Raw genomic sequence first — 19,746 nt, 5'->3', positions numbered from 1 at the left:
ATCAGTTCCCCGTCGCCATGCTGGCATCCAGAATCGCGAGGACCAACTGCTGGAAGTCCAGCCCTGCTGCCCGCGCGGCCATAGGCACCAGGCTATGGTCAGTCATGCCTGGAACGGTGTTCACCTCCAACAGCCAGAAAGCGCCGCTGTTGTCCTGCATGACGTCGACACGCGCCCAGCCCTGAATGCCCACGGCTTCACAGGCACGGGCGGACAGGTCCTTCAATTCCAGTTCTTTCGCAGCGTCGAGCCCGCAGGGAATCCGGTACTGGGTGTCGTTGGCGACATACTTGGCGTCGTAGTCGTAGAAAGTGTGCGGCGTGCCCAGACCAATCGGTGGAAGCACCTTGCCGCGCAGTGTGGCGATCGTGAACTCCGGACCCTGGATCCACTGTTCGACCAGCACCTGCGAGTCGTAGAGACTCGCGGCGCGCCAGGCCGCAATCAGCTCATCGATACCTGCAACTTTGGCCATCCCGATGCTGGAGCCCTCATGCGCTGGCTTGACGATCAGCGGGAAACCCAAACCATCAGCTGCGGCCCGACAATCGCCCTCGCTCGCCAGAACGGCGTGCCGCGGAGTCGGTAGGCCAAGGCTCTGCCAGACCTGCTTGGTACGCAGCTTGTCCATGGCCAGAGCCGATGCAAGGATGCCGCTACCGGTATAAGGGATACCGGCACACTCGAGCAGACCTTGCATGCTGCCGTCTTCACCGCCACGCCCATGCAGCACGATAAAGGCGCGATCAATCCGTTCGCTGCTCAACCGAGTCAACAGCTGATCATCAACATCGATACCGAACGCATCAACGCCAGCCGATTGCAGGGCCGCGAGCACTGCCGCTCCAGATTTCAGCGACACCTCGCGCTCGGCGCTCTTGCCGCCGTAGAGCACGGCGACCCGGCCGAATGCCTGGGGGTCGCGGGTCGATTGGAGGGCCGTCATTCGCTCTTCCTCGTGGCGCTTACAGCGCCAGCAAACAGGGGACTATTGATGAGTTGCGGGGCTAGCCCGCCAATGTCGCCAGCGCCCTGGCAAAGCAGGATGTCGCCGGGTCGTAGCAGGGGTTTGACCAGCGGAGCCAAATCGACGCCGCGGTCGATATAGATCGGGTCGAGCTGGCCGCGTTGACGGATGCTGTGGCAAAGATGGCGGCTGTCAGCACCTGGAATGGGCTCCTCGCCGGCTGGATACACTTCCATCAAAAGCAACACATTCGCATCGTTCAGCACCTGTACGAAGTCGTCGTACAGATCACGGGTTCGGCTGAACCGATGGGGTTGATAGACCATGACCAAGCGGCGATCGGGCCACCCCCCTCGGACAGCCTGGATCACAGCGGCCACTTCACGCGGGTGATGGCCGTAGTCGTCAACGAGCATCACGCTGCCGTCTTCAACCGGCAGTTCTCCGTAAACCTGAAAGCGCCGGCCGACCCCGCCGAACTGAGACAAGCCCAGAACGATCGCCTCGTCGTCGATCCCTTCGTCGGTGGCGATGGCGATCGTTGCCAGGGCGTTGAGGACGTTATGGTTGCCCGGCATATTGACCGACACATCGAGCGCATCGAAGCCATCGCGCAGCACCGTGAAATAGGTGCGCATCCCTTCCTGGCGAACATTGATGGCCCTGACATCGGCATCTTCATGCATACCGTAGGTGGTGATCGGGCGCCCCACCTGTGGAATGATTTCACGCACGACAGGATCGTCGACACAGAGCACCGCCAGCCCGTAGAACGGCAGGTTGTGCAAGAACTCGACAAAGGTCTTCTTCAGCTTGCCGAAATCGCCGCCGTAAGTGCTCATGTGATCGGCGTCGATGTTGGTGACGACCGCGACCATCGGCTGCAGGTGCAGGAAGCTGGCGTCGCTTTCATCGGCCTCGGCAATCAGATACCGACTGGAACCCAGCTGAGCATTGGTGCCCGCTGCAGTCAGGCGGCCGCCGATAACAAAGGTTGGATCGAGCCCACCCGCGGCGAACACTGAGGCTAGCAAGCTGGTAGTGGTGGTCTTGCCATGGGTGCCTGCCACGGCGATGCCATGACGGTAGCGCATCAGTTCGGCAAGCATCTCGGCGCGAGGCACCACCGGTATCCGCTGCTCGAGGGCAAACGCGACCTCCGGGTTGGACGCGTTTACCGCGCTGGACACCACCAGCACGTCCGCCCCGGCGACGTTTCCAGCCTGATGGCCGATGTAAATCTGTGCGCCGAAATTTTCCAGTCGCTCGGTGCTGGCCGAGGTTTTGAGATCCGAGCCGGACACGTCGTAGCCGAGGTTCAAAAGGACTTCGGCGATGCCACACATGCCAACGCCACCCACTCCGACGAAGTGAATCCGGCGGATGCGACGCATGCGCCTTACTTCTGCCTTGACCGCCGCTGGGGATTTAGCCATGGGCCACCTCCAGACAGATATCGACGACGGTTCGGGTAGCGTCCGGCCGAGCCAGACGACGTGCCGTGGCTCCCATGGCCTTGAGTTTTTCCGGCTGCATCATTACCTCGGTCAGCTGCGCGGCCAGCGCTGCAGCATCGGTCGTTGCTTGAGGGAGAAGAACGGCTGCGCCTTCCTTCGCCAGATATTCGGCATTACGGGTTTGGTGGTCGTCGATTGCGTGGGGCAGCGGCACTAGAAACGAAGGCAAGCCGGCAGCTGCCAGCTCGCACACGGTCAAGGCGCCGGAGCGGCAGATCACCAGATCGGCCCAGGCATAGGCCCGCGCCATGTCCTTGATAAAAGGTGCAACCTCAGCGTCGACACCCGCCGCCACATAACGCTCTCGCGTAATCTCGGCGTGCTGCTTGCCGGCCTGATGGAACACCTCGGGGCGCAGATCGCCAGGCAGTTGACCAAGCGCTTCCGGCAACAGCTTGTTCAACGGCTCAGCACCCAGACTGCCGCCTAATACCAGCAGCCGGGGGCGGCGGCCATGCAAGGTCTGTCTCGGCGTTTCGAGAAACAGCTCATGACGCACCGGATTGCCGGTGGTTCGCCGCTTGTCGCTTGCGGCGAAGGTATTCGGAAACGCCTCGCAGACGCGGTGCGCGAACGGCACCAGGCTGCGATTGGCAGTCCCAGCGACAGCGTTTTGCTCGTGAATGATCAAAGGCGTTCCGGCCAGCTTCGCGGCGAGACCGCCAGGCCCCGTCACATAGCCACCAAGCCCAAGCACGCAGACCGGCTGGAGGGTACGAATCACTCGGCGGGCCTGACCCAGCGAGCGCAGCAACTGGAACGGAGCCTTCAGCAAGGAAGCGAAACCTTTACCACGCAGCCCGCTTACCTGAATCAGGTGCAGCGGCAATCCAGCCGCAGGAACCACTTCATTTTCGATGCCTCGCGGCGTACCCAGCCAGTGCACGCTATAACCGCGACTCTGGAACTCGTGCGCGCAGGCCAGCGCCGGGAAGACATGCCCCCCGGTTCCGCCGGCCATGATCAAGACGTTACCGGCCATGCACGACCCCCTTGCTTTGGGGCACAGGCGTTTCGGCAAAATCGTCCTCGCTGAACTCGGCATCTTCGCTGCCCAGTACCGTGCGGCTTTCCCACTCGATGCGCAGCAGCAAGGCCATACTGGCGCAGGTGACCACCAGCGAGCTGCCGCCATAACTCAGGAACGGCAATGTCAGGCCTTTGGTAGGTAACAGTCCGATGTTCACACCAACATTGATCAGGAACTGACCGAGCCAGAGGAACGCAACGCCCCAGGCTATAAATGCAGCAAAGAACTGGCGTGCTCGCTCGGCCGCAAGCCCGATGTATAGCGCGCGGACACCGACGAATGCGAATAGAAGGATGGTCAGCAGCGCACCCACCATGCCCAGCTCTTCGGCGAGCACGGAAAAGACGAAATCGGTGTGCGCTTCAGGCAGGTAGAACTGCTTCTGGACGCTGTTGCCAAGCCCGACACCCAGCCATTCACCACGCCCAAAAGCGATCAGGGCCTGAGTCAACTGATAGCCGGCGCCGTACTGATCAGCCCAGGGATCGGTGAAGGTAATCAACCGCTGCAGTCGGTACTCCTGCGTCTGTACCAGCACGAAGACCGCGCCGACAGCGAGCAGAACCAGCAAGCTGAATCGAACCAGGCCAACGCCGCCCAGGAACAACATGGCAACCGCCGCGCCCATCATCACCACAGTCGCACCAAAGTCCGGCTCGAGCAGAAGCAACATGGCCATTGGAAGCAATACAAGAAACGGCTTGAGGAAGCCCCATAGACTTTCGCGTACCTCTTGCTGGCGGCGCACCAGGTAACCGGCGAGATATACCACTACGAACAGCTTGGCCAGTTCCGACGGCTGTACGTTGAAGGCGCCGAAGCCGATCCAGCGCATCGAGCCGTTTACCTCTCGCCCAATGCCGGGAATCAGCACCAGAATCAACAGCACGAACGCAGCAATCAGCAGCATCCAGTCCAGCCGCTGCCAGACGGACAGCGGCACCAGAAGCACCAATGCCGCCGCGCCAATACCGAGCAGGACGTAAACCAGATGGCGGATCATGTAGTACATCGGATTATCGGCATTCACGGCCGCGACTTCCGAAGAAGCCGAGGTGATCATCACCAATCCGAGGCCTAGCAGTGCCAGACAGCCGGCGAGCATAGGGAAATCGAGGTCGAGGCCGCGTCGACTGAACAGAGGTGACGGTGCGCTGCGCAGGAAAGCGATCATCAGCTCAGCGCCCCCACCGCAGCGGCGAACTGACGTCCGCGGTCTTCGAAATTCTCGAACATGTCCAGGCTTGCACAGGCCGGCGAGAGCAATACCGCATCGCCGGATTGGGCCAGTTTGGCTGCCAGCTGAACAGCGTCCTGAAGCGTCTGAACGCGGTGGATCGGCGCAGCGCCATCAAGCGCCGCCGCCAGTTGTTCGGCATCGCGGCCAAGCAAGACGACCGCGCGGCACTGATGAGAGACCGGACTGTGCAAGGCTGAGAAATCCGCACCCTTGCCATCGCCGCCGGCGATGAGCACCAATTCACCGGTGATATCGCTACCCAGCCCATCGATTGCTGCGAGGGCAGCACCGACGTTGGTTGCCTTCGAATCGTCGTAGTAGGTCACGCCTTTGCGCTCCGCCACCCACTGGCAGCGATGGGCGAGCCCGGCAAAGTTGCGCAAGGTGGCGAGCATCGGCTCGAACGGAAGACCCACGGCATGCCCGAGCGCCAGGGCGGCCAGCGCATTGGACTGGTTGTGAGCCCCACGCATCTTCAGCTGGTTGGCCGGCATCAGAGCGTCGAACTGGAAAGCGAGGTACTTCTCCCCGCTTTCTTCGAACAGTCCGAAGCCCTTGAAATCGGGCTTGCCGAGGCCGAAGGACCAAGTTGGAAGGTCGTCGGCAACCAGCGGGCGGCTAAGGCGGTCGTCACGATTGACTACAACCTGCCGAGCACCCCGAAAAATGCGGTGCTTAGACTGATGGTAGGCAGGCAGCCCATCATAACGATCCATGTGATCTTCACTGATGTTCAGGCAGGTGGCGACCTCCGCATTCAGCTGATCGGTTATTTCCAGCTGGAAGCTCGACAGTTCGAGGACGTAGAGCTCGACATCGTCGTTGAGCAGATCCAGGGCCGGCGTTCCCAGGTTTCCGCCAACCGCCACTTTGCGCCCGGCCGCAGCAGCCATCTCGCCGACCAGACTCGTCACAGTGCTTTTCGCGTTAGACCCAGTGATTGCCACGATTGGCGCCTTGGCTTCACGCGCGAACAGCTCGATATCTCCGGACAGCTTCACTCCGTTAGCAGCGGCTGCCTGCAATGCGGGCATGCTGATCGGCAGGCCCGGGCTTACCAACAGCTCGCTGGCGCGGCAGAGGAACTGGGGATCGAGCTCTCCACAATGAACCTCGATATTCGGGTACTGCGCTTTCAGAGTGGCCAACTCCGGGGGGTTCGCGCGCGTGTCGGCGACGGCAAACGGCACACCGCGGCTGGCCAGATGGCGAACCAAGGACATGCCGCTCTTGCCGAGACCTACGACGATGCGGAACTGATCGGAAGCGATGAGCACTCTTCGTTACCTCAACTTCAATGTGGCAAGACCAACCAACACAAGGATCACCGTGATGATCCAGAAGCGCACGATCACGCGGGGCTCTGGCCAGCCCTTGAGTTCGAAGTGGTGATGAATCGGAGCCATGCGGAACACCCGCTTGCCGGTCAGCTTGAATGAGGCGACCTGGATCATCACCGACAGGGTTTCCATCACGAATATCCCGCCCATGATGAACAGCACGACTTCCTGGCGGACGATCACGGCAATGGTGCCAAGGGCCGCGCCAAGCGCCAGCGCGCCCACATCACCCATGAAGACCTGGGCTGGATAGGTGTTGAACCAGAGAAAGCCGAGCCCGGCACCGATCAGCGCACCGCAGAACACGATCAGCTCGCCGGCTCCGGGGATGTATGGAATCAGCAGGTAATCGGCAAAATTCACGTTGCCCGACAGGTAGCAGAAGATGCCCAGACCGCCGCCCACCATCACCGTTGGCATGATTGCCAGGCCATCCAGCCCATCGGTGAGGTTCACTGCATTGCTGGAGCCGACGATGACGAAATAGGTCAGGACGATGAAGCCGATCCCCAGCGGAATTTCGATGTTCTTCAGCAGCGGGAGGATCAATGTGGTTTCGACCGGTGTCTGCGCGGTCAGGTAAAGAAAGATCGCAGCACCAAGGCCGAAGACGGATTGCCAGAAATATTTCCAGCGGCTTGGCAGACCGCGGGAGTTTTTTTCGATCACCTTGCGGTAGTCATCAACCCAACCGATTGCACCGAACAGCAGGGTCACGGCCAGCACCACCCACACATAGCGATTGGACAGATCGGCCCAAAGCAAGGTGCTGATGGCGATTGCACTGAGGATCAGGGCGCCGCCCATGGTCGGCGTGCCGGATTTCGACAGATGCGTTTGCGGCCCGTCAGTCCTTACCGCCTGACCGATCTGACGCAGCTGCAGCGTACGGATCAACCAGGGCCCCAGCCACAGCGACAACACCAGCGCGGTCAGTACGCCTAGAATCCCACGCAGGGACAGGTACTGAAAGACTGCGAAGCCCGTGTGGAACTGTTGCAGGTACTCGGCGAGTAGCAGCAGCATCAATGTTTCTCCATGCCGGACGCGGAAAGTGCTGCAACGACGTTATCCATCGCTGCGCTCCGTGATCCCTTGATCAAAATGGTGGTCGCATTGCCCTGCTCCAGACGCAGCGACTCGATCAGGCTCTGCTGATCGGCGAAATGGCGCGCGCCATGACCGAAGGCCACCACGGCATGCTTCATGAGCGGTCCGACCGCGAACAAAGTGTCTACTTTGCCTCGGGCGTAACTGCCGACTTCGCGGTGGCCCTGCTCGGCCCAGGAGCCCAGCTCCCCCATGTCGCCAAGCACCAGCACCGTGCGGCCAGCAAAGCCGGCCAGCACATCGATGGCGGCACAGATGGACGCAGGGTTGGCGTTGTAGGTGTCGTCTATCAGGCGAACGCCGTTGCTCAGCATCTGCGCAACGCCTCGGCCCTTCACGGGCTGCAGACTTTCAAGCCCGGCGACGATGTGCTCTGCGGCAACGCCCAGCGCCCTGGCGGCCGCAGCGGCGGCCAGCGCATTGGCCACGCTATGGCGGCCGAGGAGACTCAATTGGACACGCACGGACCCGGTCGGGCCGGTCAGGACGAAATTGGGACAGCCACGAAGATCGTAAGCAATCGAAGCCGGGTGAAAGTCGGCCAGCGGGCTCGTGACGGCAAAGCTCACTACTCGCTTGCCTGCCACTCGGCGCTCCCACACCGAATAGGCGCGGTCGTCACGATTGAGCACGGCGACACCTTTGGCGCCGAGACCATCGAGAATCTCGCCCTTGGCCTCGACGATTTTTTCCGGCCCACCGAATTCGCCAACATGAGCCGTGCCCGCGTTGGTAATCAAGCTGACATCTGGCCGAGTCAGGCTGACGGTATAGGCGATTTCGCCAACGCGTGAAGCACCTAGCTCAATCACCGCAGCCTTATGCTGAGGACCTAACTCCAGCAGCGTGAGCGGTGCGCCCAAATCGTTGTTGAGATTGCCGCGTGTGGCAAGAACCGCATCGTCGCCATAGGCGGCGCGCAAGATACTGGCCAGCAGTTCCTTGACGCTGGTCTTGCCGCTGGAGCCGGTGATCGCCGCGACCGGACCGGTGAACGCGTCGCGATTGAGCGCTCCCAGCTGACCGAGGGCGACACGGCTATCGGCGACGACAAGCTGAGGTAAAGAGACCTCGGGCACATGACGCTCGACCAAAGCGGCGACAGCGCCTTTGGCCGCAACTTCCGCAAGGTAGGTATGGCCGTCGAAGCGAGGCCCGGTGAGCGCAATGAAAAGCTGCCCAGGCTCGATTGCCCGACTGTCGGTGCTGACAGCGCTAAAGGTTGCATCGGCGTTGATCAGCTTGGCTGACAACGGCTCGACCAGATCACTTAGACGCTTGGCTTCAAGCATGGGAATCCCTCCAGGCAGCCAGGGCCGTCGAGGCCTGCTCGAGATCGGAGAATGGCAGACGCTCGCCCTTTATTTCCTGGTAGTCCTCATGCCCCTTGCCGGCCAGCAACACCACATCATCAATGCTGGCGCTCTCAATACAGCGGGCAATGGCCGCGGCGCGCCCTGGCACAAATAGCGCTTGCTCGGGTGCGCTGAAACCTGCACGGATCTCATCGAGGATCTGCTGCGGATCTTCATGGCGCGGGTTGTCATCGGTGACTATGACGCGGTCCGCCAAACGCTCGGCTACCTGAGCCATCAGCGAGCGCTTGCCGCGGTCTCGATCACCACCGCAGCCGAACAGGCACAGCAACTGACCGCGGGCATGCGGACGTAGAGCGACAAGAACCTTTTCAAGCGCATCCGGCGTATGAGCGTAATCGACCACCACCAACGGGCGATCGCCACCACCTAGCCGCTGCATTCGGCCGGCCGGGCCATCAATCTCCTGCAGCACTGCTAAAACTTCGTCGAGCGCGTAATTCATGCCCAGCAAGGCGCCCACCGCCGCAAGCACATTGCTGACATTGAACCGGCCGAGTAGCGAGCTACGCAGCGAGCGCTCCCCTTGCGGGGTCACCAGCCGCGCGTGGATTCCGCTGTCGTCCAGCCGCGCCTCTGGGCAGTAGAGGTAAGCCGAGGCATCTTCCAGGCTATAAGTGATCAAGCGCGATTCCGGGTGCTCTTGCGCGAGCGATCGGCCCAGCGCGTCGTCCAGATTGATCACCCGACACCCGAGCCCCGGCATATTGAATAGCTGTGCCTTGACCTCGCCGTAGGCTTCCATGGAACCGTGATAGTCGAGGTGGTCTCGGGACAGATTTGTGAACACCGCCACATCGAACGCGAGCGCGGCAACCCGGCCCTGCGCCAGCCCATGCGAGGACACCTCCATCGCAATTGCGCGCGCGCCCTGCTTCCGCAGGCTCGCCAGATTGGCCTGTACGCCGATGGCATCAGGTGTGGTGTGCTGACCAAGGACCAACTCGCCGTGAAAGCCGGTCCCGAGGGTGCCGATGATTCCGCAACGCTCACCCAAACGATCCAGAGCCTGGGCAATCAAGTAGGTCACGCTGGTCTTGCCGTTGGTTCCGGTCACGCCGACCAGATGCAGACCGCGACTCGGTTCACCGTAGAACCGCCCGGCAATAGCTGAAAGCTGTCCCGCCAGGTTGCGAACCGGGACCAGCTCAGCGCTAGCCGCGGTCATTTTCGCAGCCCCTTCGGCTTCGTACGCGATGGCGGCTGCGCCGTGAGCAATCGCATCTGCGATGTGCACGCGGCCGTCTTGCTGATAACCGGGCACAGCCAGAAACAGATCGCCTGGGCGGACCTTGCGGCTGTCCAGCGTCAGCTCTCGAATGAGGGTATCGCTGGCAGCTTGAGGCAGTAACTGATTCAGCGGCATCGGCATCAGATACGCCCTCCCTTGGTCTTGTCAGCGTCGGCGGTCTTGACGTCCTCCGGAGGAAGATTGTCAGGAGCAACATTCATCAGACGCAGCGCGCCGGACATCACGCGACTGAACACGGGGGCCGATACCAGGCCGCCGTAATAGCCGCTCTTGCTGGGCTCGTCGATGACCACCGCGATGGCGATGCGTGGATCTCGCATCGGCCCGAAACCGGCGAACATCGACCGATAGGCATTTTCCTGATAGCCGCGACTGTTAGCCGAGGCCTTGCGCGCGGTACCGCTCTTGCCCGCTACGTGATAGCCCGGCACCTGGGCACGGAATACGCCACGCGGGGCTTCGATCACTTCCTGAAGCATGCCCTGAAGGGTTTTGGCCACTTCCGGCGACACCACTTCTACGCCTTCTGGCTTGTGGTCCACCCGGATCAATGACATCGGCACCAGGCGCCCGTCATTGGCCAGTGCGCCATAGGCGTGAGCCAATTGCACAGCGGTCACCGACAGGCCATAGCCATACGAAAGCGTGGCAGTTTCGGCCTGGCGCCACTCACGGTGGGTCGGAAGATTGCCGACTCGCTCACCTGGAAAGCCCAAGCCGGTGTCCTGGCCGAAACCGATCTTGCGCATGACCTCATGAATTGCAGCGCCGCCGATATCGAAGGCGACCTTGCTCATTCCGACGTTGGAAGAATTGATGAGAATGCCCGTCAGGCTAAGCTCTCGCCCTTCGGTTCTGGAGACGTCTCGGATCGTGTAGCGACCGATGCGCAGCGATCCTGGCCACACCTCGACCAAGTCGCTGGGCTCCCACCGTCCTGTTTCGAGAGCCGCGCTCATAGAGATGGGTTTCATCGTCGAACCCGGCTCGAACAGGTCCGTCATGGCCCGGTTACGCATCGCCGCTGGCTGCAGATTTCGGCGATTGTTCGGGTTATAGGTCGGCTGATTGACCATAGCCAGCACTTCGCCCGTCTTCACGTCGAGCACGACCAAGCTGCCAGCCTTGGCGCCAAACTCCAGCAGAGCGTTACGCAGCTCGCGATGCGCCAGATACTGCAGACGCAGGTCAAGGGACAGCGCAAGCGCCTTGCCGGCCTTGGCGTTCTTGACCACCTGAACATCCTTGATCAAACGGCCGCGACGGTCCTTCAACACCTGCCGCTTACCCGGTACACCGGCCAACCATTCGTTGTAGGCGAGTTCCATACCTTCACGACCGTGATCGTCGATATCGGTAAAGCCGACCACGTGAGCGGCCACCTCACCGGCGGGGTAGAAACGGCGAAATTCCTCTTGCGCGTAAACGCCCGGTATATCCAGATCCAGAACCCGCTGCCCCTGCTCAGGGGTCAGACCGCGCACCAGGTACATGAACTCTCGCTCGGCCTGCGCCTTGAGGCGCTGCTGCAATCCGGCGGGGTCCTGCCCCAGCGCCTCAGCCAGTTCGGGCCAGCGAGCCTGTGCGCTTTGCATTTCGCGCGGGTTCGCCCAAAGCGTAGTGACCGGGGTACTCACAGCCAGGGGCTCGCCGTGACGATCGGTCATGAGTCCACGATGCGCGGGGATTGGAATGTGGCGCACGCTGCGCGCATCTCCCTGGCCCTTCAGAAACCCCTGATCCAGTACCTGCAGGTCAACGATGCGCCATGCAATGGCACCAACCATCAATGCCAGCAGAGCCAGCACGATGCGAAAACGCCACGGATAGAGCGCGCCCTGAAGCTTCATGGTGCCACCAGCCTGACAGCTGCCGCTTCAGGGATGTGCATCTTCAACTGCTCGGAAGCCAAGGTCTCAATCCGGCTGTGAGCAGTCCAGGTGCTCTGCTCAAGAATTAGACGCCCCCATTCAGCCTGCGCTTTGTCGCGCACACTGAGCTCACCGTAAAGCTCATTGAGTAACTGCCGGTTCCAGTGCGCGCTATAAGCGACGCCAATTGCCGACAACAGCACGGCAATAAACAGCACCAGCATCAGCAGGCTGCCGTTGGGCATGGCGCGACGCAGCTGAGTCACTGCAACTTCTCCGCCACACGCATCACGGCGCTGCGCGAACGCGGGTTCGCCTTGACCTCTTCGGCGGACGCGTATTGCGGTTTGCCCAGCAGCTTCAGCCGAGGCACGAATTTTTCAGGAATGATCGGCAGGTCACGCGGGAGCGTGTCGGCCTCGCCTTTCGCATGCCGGCGCATGAACTGTTTGACGATGCGGTCTTCCAGCGAGTGAAAGCTGATCACCACCAGCCGGCCACCCACATCGAGCCCCTCGAGAGCGGCCTCGAGCCCTGCTTCCAAGTCGCCAAGTTCGTTATTGATAAAAATGCGCAACCCCTGGAAGGCCCGTGTGGCGGGGTTCTTGCCTTTCTCCCAAGCAGGGTTGGCCACCGTAATGACTTGTGCGAGATCAGCCGTACGCTCAAAAGGCTGCACCGCACGACGCTGCACTACGGCACGAGCCATGCGCTTGGCAAAGCGCTCTTCGCCGTATTCCCGGAATACTCTGGAGATATCGTCTTCGTGGGCGGTTGCGATCCACTCAGCAGCACTGACCCCTCGACTGGGGTCCATGCGCATATCGAGAGGACCATCGTTCAGAAAGCTGAAGCCGCGCTCGGGGTCGTCCAGCTGCGGTGAAGATACGCCAAGATCCAGCAGCACACCGCTCAACGTGCCGGTCCAGCCGCGCTGCTCAAGCTCCGCGCCAAGCTCTGCGAAACTTCTCTGCACAACGACAAAGCGGCCATCCTCGGCCGCCAGTGCTTGCCCCGTAGCGATTGCTAGCGGGTCTTTGTCGAATCCTAGCAAACAGCCATCAGGCCCAAGCTGCCGTAGCAGCAGGCGGCTATGTCCGCCGCGACCGAAGGTCCCATCCAGATAACGACCGTCGGGACGCACGCCAAGGGCCGCGACGGCCTCGTCGAGCAAAACGGTGACATGGTTATAGTTGCTGGTCGGGCTCACAGGATTAGATCACGCAGTTCTTCCGGCAAAGCACCGGGTTGTTTGATGGCCGCCAGGTCCGCATCCGCTTGTGCGTTCCAGTCGTCCTCGTTCCACAAGCTGAACTTGTTCAGCTGACCGACCAGCATGGCCCGCTTATCCAGCCCGGCGTATTCACGCAAACGCGGCGGCACCAGAACGCGACCATTGCCGTCCATTTCCAGATCGACCGCATTCCCGATCAGCAAACGCTGCAGTCGGCGACTTTCTTCTCTTAAAGAAGGCAACTCACGAAGCTTGGCTTCGATCAGCTCCCACTCAGGCAATGGGTAAATTCCCAGGCATCGATCCACAGCATCGATGGTGATGATCAGCTGGCCCTCGCAACGCAAAACGAGCTCGTCACGGTACCGGCTTGGCATCGCTAGCCGGCCTTTGGCATCGAGACTGATGGCGTTTGCTCCGCGAAACACGGCTGCGCTTCCCCTGATTTAGCTATCCATGCCCATAAAAACCCACTTCATTCCACTTTCTACCACTTGTGCGCACTATAGAAATGCAGCAGCCCCACCGTCAAGGTACGCCGGACGGGAAAAACCCTTATGTGACGGGAATTTAGCAAGCGAAACGGAGATAAACGGTAAACCGTAAGGGATAGCGAATAGAGATATTCAGCAAACGCAAAAGCCTGCACTTCGAAGTTAAAGTACTTTATGAAGAGCAAGAATTTTTTGGTCTAAACAGGAGGGATGTGTCGAGAAAATTCGGAGAGTCGATCTGTAAGCCGGGTTCTGTCGAGGACAGTCATTCCTCTACGACAGCCATCACTGACTGCCTCTAGCAACCTACCCGGATCCAGCGCGGGCCACGCCAATGGATCCCTATTTGGTCTTGCTCCAAGTGGGGTTTACCTAGCCACGGACTGTTGCCAGCCGTGCGGTGCGCTCTTACCGCACCTTTTCACCCTTACCGGCACCGAAGCGCTTAGGCGGTTATTTTCTGTGGCACTTTCCGTAGGCTCACGCCTCCCAGGCGTTACCTGGCACTTCGCCCTATGGAGCCCGGACTTTCCTCCCTCCCTTCTTGCGGAACAAAAAGAGACAGCGACTGTCCGATCGACTCTCCGGCGGCCAGAGTACTTGCATACAGCGAGAGCTGCAAGCTGCGGCTAGCCGGCGACCGAAGTGGCAGAACCACTCCGCCAATCATCCAACAGCTTTATTGGCTCGTATCCTTTTCCTGTAATGCGAGTTGATACAGCAAATTTTTCCTGACCCCCGTGATCTCCGAGGCAAGCGCCGCGGCACGCTTAACCGGAAGTTCGGCTAACAGCAGACTCAACACCCGCCGGGCATTCGCATCGACTGTGTCATCCTCGTTCGGCGCTCGCCAACCGCCCACCACAAGCACGCACTCGCCGCGCTGCTGATTGATATCTGATTCAACCCAAGCGCGCAGTTCGCCCAATGGAAGCCCCTTCAGTGTCTCGAAGGTTTTAGTCAACTCGCGCCCCAGCACAGCTAGCCGATCGGGACCGAACACAGCCTCAAGATCAGCCAGCGCAGCAAGGATTCGATGCGGCGCCTCATAGAAAATCAGCGTACGCGGCTCATCCCGCAAGTGCTCCAGACGAGCGAGACGCGCGACCTGCTTAGCAGGCAAAAAGCCCTCGAAGATGAATCGATCAGACGGCAGACCCGCAGCGCACAGTGCCGCGATAAGCGCGCAGGCGCCAGGCAACGGAACGACACGCACCCCTGCTGCACGCGATAGGCGAACAAGGTGGTAGCCAGGGTCGGATATCAGTGGCGTACCCGCATCGGAGATCAGCGCCACATCGTCACCGGCCAGTAGTCGCCTGATGAAGCGTCCACCCTCATCTCGCTCGTTATGCTCATGGCACGCTGCCAACGGTGTAGTAATACCGAAGTGCTGCAGCAGCCGAGACGAATGACGAGTGTCCTCCGCGGCGATCAGCGTTACCTCGGATAGGACGCGCAAAGCCCGCGCACTGATATCTTCGAGGTTGCCGATTGGCGTGGCGACTACGTAGAGCGTACCCACCGCGGAATTCACATCACCTGTCGCAGTCACAGAGCTTACCTCAGTCACTAAAACGCGCATTGTAGCCCGTTTACGGGCGGCGACATCGCGACCCCGCCAATGCTTGGGTACAATCCGCCGACACCCGCCATCGCCTTTCAGGAACGAACACATGACGGCCCGCTTTCGCCCGCTTATCTTTTTATGCATTGCCGCTCTGCTGTCGGCTTGCGCCAGCTCGCCGTCGTCCACTCTCGGTGAATTACCCAGAACACCACAGGCATCAACGCAGCAGTTATTGAAAGAGGCCGAAGCCAGCGACCCCGCCAAGGCAGCATCACTGCGACTGTCTGCAGCCAACCAGAGCATGCAGCAGGGCAATCAGGCTCAAGCACAGGAGATCCTCAGTCAAATCGACCTCAATCAATTGATGCCTGCCGAGCAAATGTTTGCGAAAACCCTGCAAGCAGAGCTGGCCTTAGCTGCTGGCGAGCCCAAGAGCGCTCTGCAGGCGCTTCAGCACCCAGCGTTCGAACGCCTCGCAGAACTACCCGTAGACCAGCAGCTACGAACCCAACTGGCCCGCGCCCAAGCATTCGAAGCGAACGACCAAGCTCTCGACGCAGCTCGCGAACGCACCTTCATAGCCCCTCTGTTAAGCGGCGAGGCGGCCGAAGCCAATCACGAAGCTATCTGGTCGCTTGTATCGAGTCTGCCGATCGACCAACTGCAACCGAACACAGACACGGATCTAACCGGCTGGATAAACCTTGCAGCAGCCGTCAAGCAGGCCGGCACCCTCAACCAGCAGCAACGTGCAATCGACGCCTGGCTACAGCAGAACCCCAACCATCAGGCAGCGCGACGACTGCCGGCGCCACTGCAGAAACTCAGAGAGCTGGCTGACAAACCTTTGTCACATGTAGCGTTGCTGCTCCCAATGGATGGCCCATTGGCCAGCGTTGCGCGCGCGCTGCGCGACGGGTTCCTCGCCGCTCACCTCGCCGGGCAGCAAGATCTCAAGATCGAATTATTCGACAGCACCCGACTGTCTTCGCTCAATGAATTTTACCGCCAGGCGTCTGCCGCGGGCGTTGAGCTGGTCATCGGCCCACTGGAAAAGGACATGGTCCGCCAGCTGGCCGACCGCGAGCAGCTCCCCATCACCACTCTTGCCCTCAATTACAGCGACGCGAACCAAAAAGTGCCACCGCAACTGTTTCAGTTCGGCCTCGCGGCAGAAGACGAAGCGCGCGAAGTAGCTCGCCGCGCCTGGACAGACGGTCACCGCCGCGCCGTAGCTCTGACGCCTCGTGGCGACTGGGGTAATCGTGTATTCGAGGCCTTCCGCCAGGAATGGCAGGCGCTAGGTGGCACCGTAGTCGCCGCAGAACCCTTGGCCGAACCCATCGAGCTGGCAAATCAAATAGCGGATCTGCTGCAGATACGCAGCAACGGAACAGGCGATGAAGCGCAGCCATCGCGCCGCCAGGATATCGATTTTCTCTTCCTTGCTGCGACTCCGCAGCAGGCGCAACAAGTCAAACCCACACTGATCTTCCAGTACGCTGGAGACCTACCCGTCTACGCTACTTCTCACCTTCACGCTGCCACAGATAACCGCACGCAGTATCTGGACCTCGAGGGCATCCGCTTTACCGAAACCCCCTGGCTGCTTGATTCACAATTGCCATTGCGACAGGAAATCGAGCGCAAATGGCCGCAAGCCCGAGGCAGTCTCGGCAGACTGTATGCAATGGGCGCTGACGCCTACCAGCTGGCACCGCGCCTGAACCAGCTTCTAGCGCTACCGGATACTCGACTCGAAGGCCTTTCCGGCACACTCAGCCTGACTCCGCAGCAGCGGATCGAACGGGAACTGCCATGGGCCGAATTCCGCGACGGCGAAGTTCATCCGCTCCCGGATACGTCCTATTGATAACGAACAGCAAGCAGATCAGCGGGAAGCTCGCCGAAGACTTGACCTTGCGACACCTTGAGACCTGCGGGCTACGCCTGATCTGCCGAAACTGGAGCTGTCGCAGCGGCGAGCTTGATCTGGTCATGCTCGATGGCGATACAGTAGTATTCGTCGAGGTTCGATACAGGCGTCACGCCGCATGGGGCGGCGCACTCGAGAGCGTGGATCTGCGCAAACAGCAGAAGCTGATCAAGGCAGCCCAGCTGTTCCTGCTGAAGGAGAGTCGCTGGGCAAAACACCCCTGTCGCTTCGACGTTGTCGCCATGGGCTCCACCGAAGGCGGAGCGCACCCCAGCTGGATTCGAAATGCCTTCGATAGTTAAAGATGCCCTTTTGGGTTCTCACCAGCTCGTGCACATCACCTCTACACCGAAGACTCCTTGCGGCACGGCTAAAGCAGCCCGGCCCGTCACCTGAAGGTTTATTTCCGATGGACATGCAATCCCGTATACGACAGCTCTTCCTAGCCAGCATTGAAACCAAACAAAACGCCATGGAAGTGCTCGCACCAAGCATCGAGCAGGCCGGGCAAGTGATGGTCAACACCCTGCTCAGTGAAGGCAAAATTCTGACCTGTGGCAACGGTGGCTCCGCCGGCGATGCGCAGCACTTCTCCTCGGAACTGCTCAACCGCTTTGAGCGAGAGCGCCCTAGCCTGCCAGCAATCGCGCTGACCACTGACAGCTCGACAATAACGTCCATCGCTAACGACTACAGCTACAACGAAGTGTTCTCCAAGCAGATCCGCGCACTGGGCCAGCCCGGCGATGTGCTGCTGGCGATTTCCACCAGCGGCAACTCGGCGAATGTCATACAGGCGATACAGGCCGCGCACGACCGGGAGATGGTGGTCGTAGCGCTTACCGGTCGCGATGGAGGCGGCATGGCCTCGCTACTGCTACCGGAAGACGTTGAAATACGGGTTCCGGCGAAGGTGACTGCACGCATTCAAGAGGTTCACCTGCTGACCATTCATTGCCTATGCGACCTAATCGACAACCAACTCTTTGGGAGCGAAGAATGACTTCGGTTCATCTGCATACGCTTACGCTCGCACTGTGCCTCGTCGTCACAGGATGCGGCTCCGTGCTCAACGCCACACGCGACGAGCCAATTAACGACAATCGTGGCACTCGCACGATCGGCAGTACGATTGACGACTCGCTAATCGAAACGAAAGCAGCTGTAAATATTGCCAAAGCCCACCCCGACCTTGACCAGGCATCCCATATCGTCGTTGCGAGCTACAACGGCGTGGTGCTGTTGGCGGGGCAAACGCCACGCGCAGAGCTAAAGCAGCTCGCCGAACAAGCCGCCAGCTCAGTGCAGCGGGTCAAGCGCGTACACAACGAAGTACAGGTATTGAAGCCCTCGTCGGGCCTGGCACGAAGCAATGACTCCTGGCTAACAACCAAGATCAAGGCACAGATGCTGGCAGACGCGAGCGTGCCCGGCTCTCGCATAAAAGTCATCACCGAGAACGGAATCGTTTATCTGCTTGGCCTCGTCACACGCCAGGAAGGCAATCGCGCAACGAGCGTGGTGCAAGGCGTTTCCGGCGTGCAGCGGATCGTCAAGCTGTTCGAATATATCGATTAAAGAGCCGAGGCCCGGAAGCGCGACAGGGGATGCAGCCTTGCGCCCACTGACACTCCCAACTTGCCAAGGCTGACCTTCCTGTCAACCTTGGCGGCCTAAAGGCCTCACGGCCGCTCTTATTTGACCACTTTTAAACTAGGGCGCCCGCCTGGGGTCGGGCGTGACGAGGTGCCAGCTCCTTCTGAGACGTCATCGGAAGGCGTGTCGTCATCCGGCGGAGTTGGCTCGACCTCGAAGACCATTCCCTGACCGTTCTCCCTTGCGTAGATCGCCATGATCGCTGCAGACGGGACGTGCAAGCTGTGCGGAACGCCGCCAAAGCGCCCCTCGAAACTGATCGCCTGGTTATCCATCTGCAACTGACGCACCGCGCTGGGCGCCACATTCAAGACAATCTGGCCATCACTGGCAAAACCGTCAGGCACTTGAACGCCGGCATGATCGGCGTTGACCAAAAGATGCGGCGTGCAGTCGTTGTCGACGATCCATTCGTACAACGCTCGTACCAGATATGGTCGACTCGATGTCATATACAACCCCTCTTAGCGCATGCCGCGCTCAACGGCGGATAGACTGACCTGGAAGGCCTCGCGTGCAAAATTGATCTCCATGTAGTCAAGCAGCGGCTTCGCCGCCCGCGGCAAATCAATTCCGAGTTTGGGTAAACGCCACAGGATAGGCAACAGGCAACAGTCCACCAAACTGATTTCATCACTCATGAAGAAAGGCTTTTCAGCGAACACGGGAGACACGCCCGTTAGGCTCTCACGCAGCTCTTTCCGCGCTTGCACACGAGCCGCTTCAGCTGTGCGGCGATCACCAATTCTATCCACCAGAGTGCACCAGTCCCGCTGCACCCGATGCACTAGCAGCCGGGTATTCGCTCTTGCTACAGGATAGACGGGAAGCAGTGGCGGGTGCGGATATCGCTCTTCGAGATACTCGGTGATCACGCTCGGCTCATAAAGCGCCAAATCACGGTCCACGAGCGTCGGCACGCTGGCGTACGGATTTACCTCGGTCAATCTGACCGGACAGTGAGCTGAGTCAACATCGATTATTTCGACGCTTACACCCTTCTCAGCAAGCACATAACGCACGCGATGTGAATAGTGGTCGGCGGGATCGGAATAGCAGGCCAACCGGTTGGTAGCGGCCATAGGGTCCCTCCTTAAAAAATGCCGTGGCAGAAAAAAACGCGCGCCCATAAGGGCGCGCGCGGGGTACAGCT

19 protein-coding genes and 1 other RNA gene are annotated in these 19,746 nt (G+C 60.3%); 4 read left to right on the top strand and 16 right to left on the bottom strand.

Features of this window, described 5'->3' with window-relative positions:
• Nucleotide 1: 1 nt before the first annotated feature.
• The 14 genes from ALTERO38_RS03355 to rsmI form a co-directional block, all read right to left on the bottom strand.
• Nucleotides 2-946 (bottom strand): D-alanine--D-alanine ligase, encoded by a 945-nt coding sequence (locus tag ALTERO38_RS03355; RefSeq protein ID WP_159967271.1) that lies wholly within the window; start codon nt 944-946, stop codon nt 2-4.
• Nucleotides 943-2,403 (bottom strand): UDP-N-acetylmuramate--L-alanine ligase, encoded by a 1,461-nt coding sequence (gene murC, locus ALTERO38_RS03350; protein WP_159967270.1) that lies wholly within the window; start codon nt 2,401-2,403, stop codon nt 943-945. Before murC ends, ALTERO38_RS03355 begins: the two co-directional genes overlap by 4 nt.
• Nucleotides 2,396-3,466, bottom strand: a complete 1,071-nt coding sequence (gene murG / locus ALTERO38_RS03345; protein WP_159967269.1) for an undecaprenyldiphospho-muramoylpentapeptide beta-N-acetylglucosaminyltransferase — start codon at nt 3,464-3,466, stop codon at nt 2,396-2,398. Before murG ends, murC begins: the two co-directional genes overlap by 8 nt.
• The gene (gene ftsW, locus ALTERO38_RS03340; RefSeq protein ID WP_159967268.1) at nt 3,456-4,688 is read right to left on the bottom strand and encodes a putative lipid II flippase FtsW; all 1,233 of its coding nucleotides are present in this window, start codon (nt 4,686-4,688) and stop codon (nt 3,456-3,458) included. The genes murG and ftsW overlap by 11 nt, the downstream gene beginning before the upstream one ends.
• Nucleotides 4,688-6,031, bottom strand: coding sequence for a UDP-N-acetylmuramoyl-L-alanine--D-glutamate ligase (gene murD, locus ALTERO38_RS03335; protein WP_159967267.1), 1,344 nt, complete (start codon nt 6,029-6,031; stop codon nt 4,688-4,690). The genes ftsW and murD overlap by 1 nt, the downstream gene beginning before the upstream one ends.
• A 6-nt stretch (nt 6,032-6,037) precedes the next feature.
• Complete coding sequence (mraY, locus tag ALTERO38_RS03330; protein WP_148925072.1) at nt 6,038-7,120, bottom strand: phospho-N-acetylmuramoyl-pentapeptide-transferase; 1,083 nt, start codon at nt 7,118-7,120, stop codon at nt 6,038-6,040.
• Nucleotides 7,120-8,496 carry a UDP-N-acetylmuramoyl-tripeptide--D-alanyl-D-alanine ligase gene (gene murF / locus ALTERO38_RS03325; protein ID WP_159967266.1) on the bottom strand — a complete coding sequence of 459 codons (1,377 nt, stop codon included), beginning with the start codon at nt 8,494-8,496 and terminating at the stop codon, nt 7,120-7,122. Before murF ends, mraY begins: the two co-directional genes overlap by 1 nt.
• Complete coding sequence (locus ALTERO38_RS03320; RefSeq protein WP_159967265.1) at nt 8,489-9,952, bottom strand: UDP-N-acetylmuramoyl-L-alanyl-D-glutamate--2,6-diaminopimelate ligase; 1,464 nt, start codon at nt 9,950-9,952, stop codon at nt 8,489-8,491. The genes murF and ALTERO38_RS03320 overlap by 8 nt, the downstream gene beginning before the upstream one ends.
• Complete coding sequence (locus ALTERO38_RS03315; protein ID WP_159967264.1) at nt 9,952-11,682, bottom strand: penicillin-binding protein 2; 1,731 nt, start codon at nt 11,680-11,682, stop codon at nt 9,952-9,954. Before ALTERO38_RS03315 ends, ALTERO38_RS03320 begins: the two co-directional genes overlap by 1 nt.
• A complete protein-coding gene (ftsL, locus tag ALTERO38_RS03310) occupies nt 11,679-11,948 on the bottom strand; it encodes a cell division protein FtsL (protein WP_200637112.1) in 270 nt (89 codons plus the stop codon). The genes ALTERO38_RS03315 and ftsL overlap by 4 nt, the downstream gene beginning before the upstream one ends.
• A gap of 17 nt (nt 11,949-11,965) precedes the next feature.
• Nucleotides 11,966-12,913 (bottom strand): 16S rRNA (cytosine(1402)-N(4))-methyltransferase RsmH, encoded by a 948-nt coding sequence (gene rsmH, locus ALTERO38_RS03305; protein ID WP_159967263.1) that lies wholly within the window; start codon nt 12,911-12,913, stop codon nt 11,966-11,968.
• Complete coding sequence (mraZ, locus tag ALTERO38_RS03300; RefSeq protein WP_159967262.1) at nt 12,910-13,365, bottom strand: division/cell wall cluster transcriptional repressor MraZ; 456 nt, start codon at nt 13,363-13,365, stop codon at nt 12,910-12,912. Before mraZ ends, rsmH begins: the two co-directional genes overlap by 4 nt.
• 291 nt (nt 13,366-13,656) lie before the next feature.
• Nucleotides 13,657-14,015, bottom strand: an RNA gene (gene rnpB, locus ALTERO38_RS03295) — RNase P RNA component class A.
• Nucleotides 14,016-14,110: 95 nt separating this feature from the next.
• On the bottom strand, nt 14,111-14,986 hold the full coding sequence (rsmI, locus tag ALTERO38_RS03290) for a 16S rRNA (cytidine(1402)-2'-O)-methyltransferase (RefSeq protein ID WP_159967261.1): 876 nt from the start codon (nt 14,984-14,986) through the stop codon (nt 14,111-14,113).
• A 121-nt stretch (nt 14,987-15,107) separates the two neighbouring features.
• Between rsmI and ALTERO38_RS03285 the strand changes: the two genes are divergently transcribed.
• From ALTERO38_RS03285 to ALTERO38_RS03270, 4 genes are all read left to right on the top strand, one after another.
• Nucleotides 15,108-16,874, top strand: a complete 1,767-nt coding sequence (locus tag ALTERO38_RS03285) for a penicillin-binding protein activator (protein WP_159967260.1) — start codon at nt 15,108-15,110, stop codon at nt 16,872-16,874.
• A complete protein-coding gene (locus tag ALTERO38_RS03280; RefSeq protein WP_148925080.1) occupies nt 16,820-17,239 on the top strand; it encodes a YraN family protein in 420 nt (139 codons plus the stop codon). The genes ALTERO38_RS03285 and ALTERO38_RS03280 overlap by 55 nt, the downstream gene beginning before the upstream one ends.
• A gap of 107 nt (nt 17,240-17,346) precedes the next feature.
• A complete protein-coding gene (locus tag ALTERO38_RS03275; protein WP_148925081.1) occupies nt 17,347-17,940 on the top strand; it encodes a phosphoheptose isomerase in 594 nt (197 codons plus the stop codon).
• Nucleotides 17,937-18,515 carry a BON domain-containing protein gene (locus ALTERO38_RS03270; protein WP_159967259.1) on the top strand — a complete coding sequence of 193 codons (579 nt, stop codon included), beginning with the start codon at nt 17,937-17,939 and terminating at the stop codon, nt 18,513-18,515. Before ALTERO38_RS03275 ends, ALTERO38_RS03270 begins: the two co-directional genes overlap by 4 nt.
• Before the next feature lie 116 nt (nt 18,516-18,631).
• Here ALTERO38_RS03270 and ALTERO38_RS03265 read toward each other — a convergent pair whose 3' ends face one another.
• Both ALTERO38_RS03265 and ALTERO38_RS03260 read right to left on the bottom strand, forming a co-directional pair.
• On the bottom strand, nt 18,632-19,045 hold the full coding sequence (locus ALTERO38_RS03265) for a ClpXP protease specificity-enhancing factor (RefSeq protein ID WP_159967258.1): 414 nt from the start codon (nt 19,043-19,045) through the stop codon (nt 18,632-18,634).
• Between the two features lie 12 nt (nt 19,046-19,057).
• Nucleotides 19,058-19,675: a glutathione S-transferase N-terminal domain-containing protein gene (locus ALTERO38_RS03260; protein WP_159967257.1), complete on the bottom strand. Its 618-nt coding sequence runs from the start codon at nt 19,673-19,675 to the stop codon at nt 19,058-19,060.
• Nucleotides 19,676-19,746: the final 71 nt, after the last annotated feature.

The organism is Pseudomonas sp. 9Ag, from assembly GCF_902506445.1.
GTDB lineage: Bacteria > Pseudomonadota > Gammaproteobacteria > Pseudomonadales > Pseudomonadaceae > Stutzerimonas > Stutzerimonas stutzeri_AB.
This window is presented reverse-complemented; position numbering and strand designations above follow the sequence as displayed.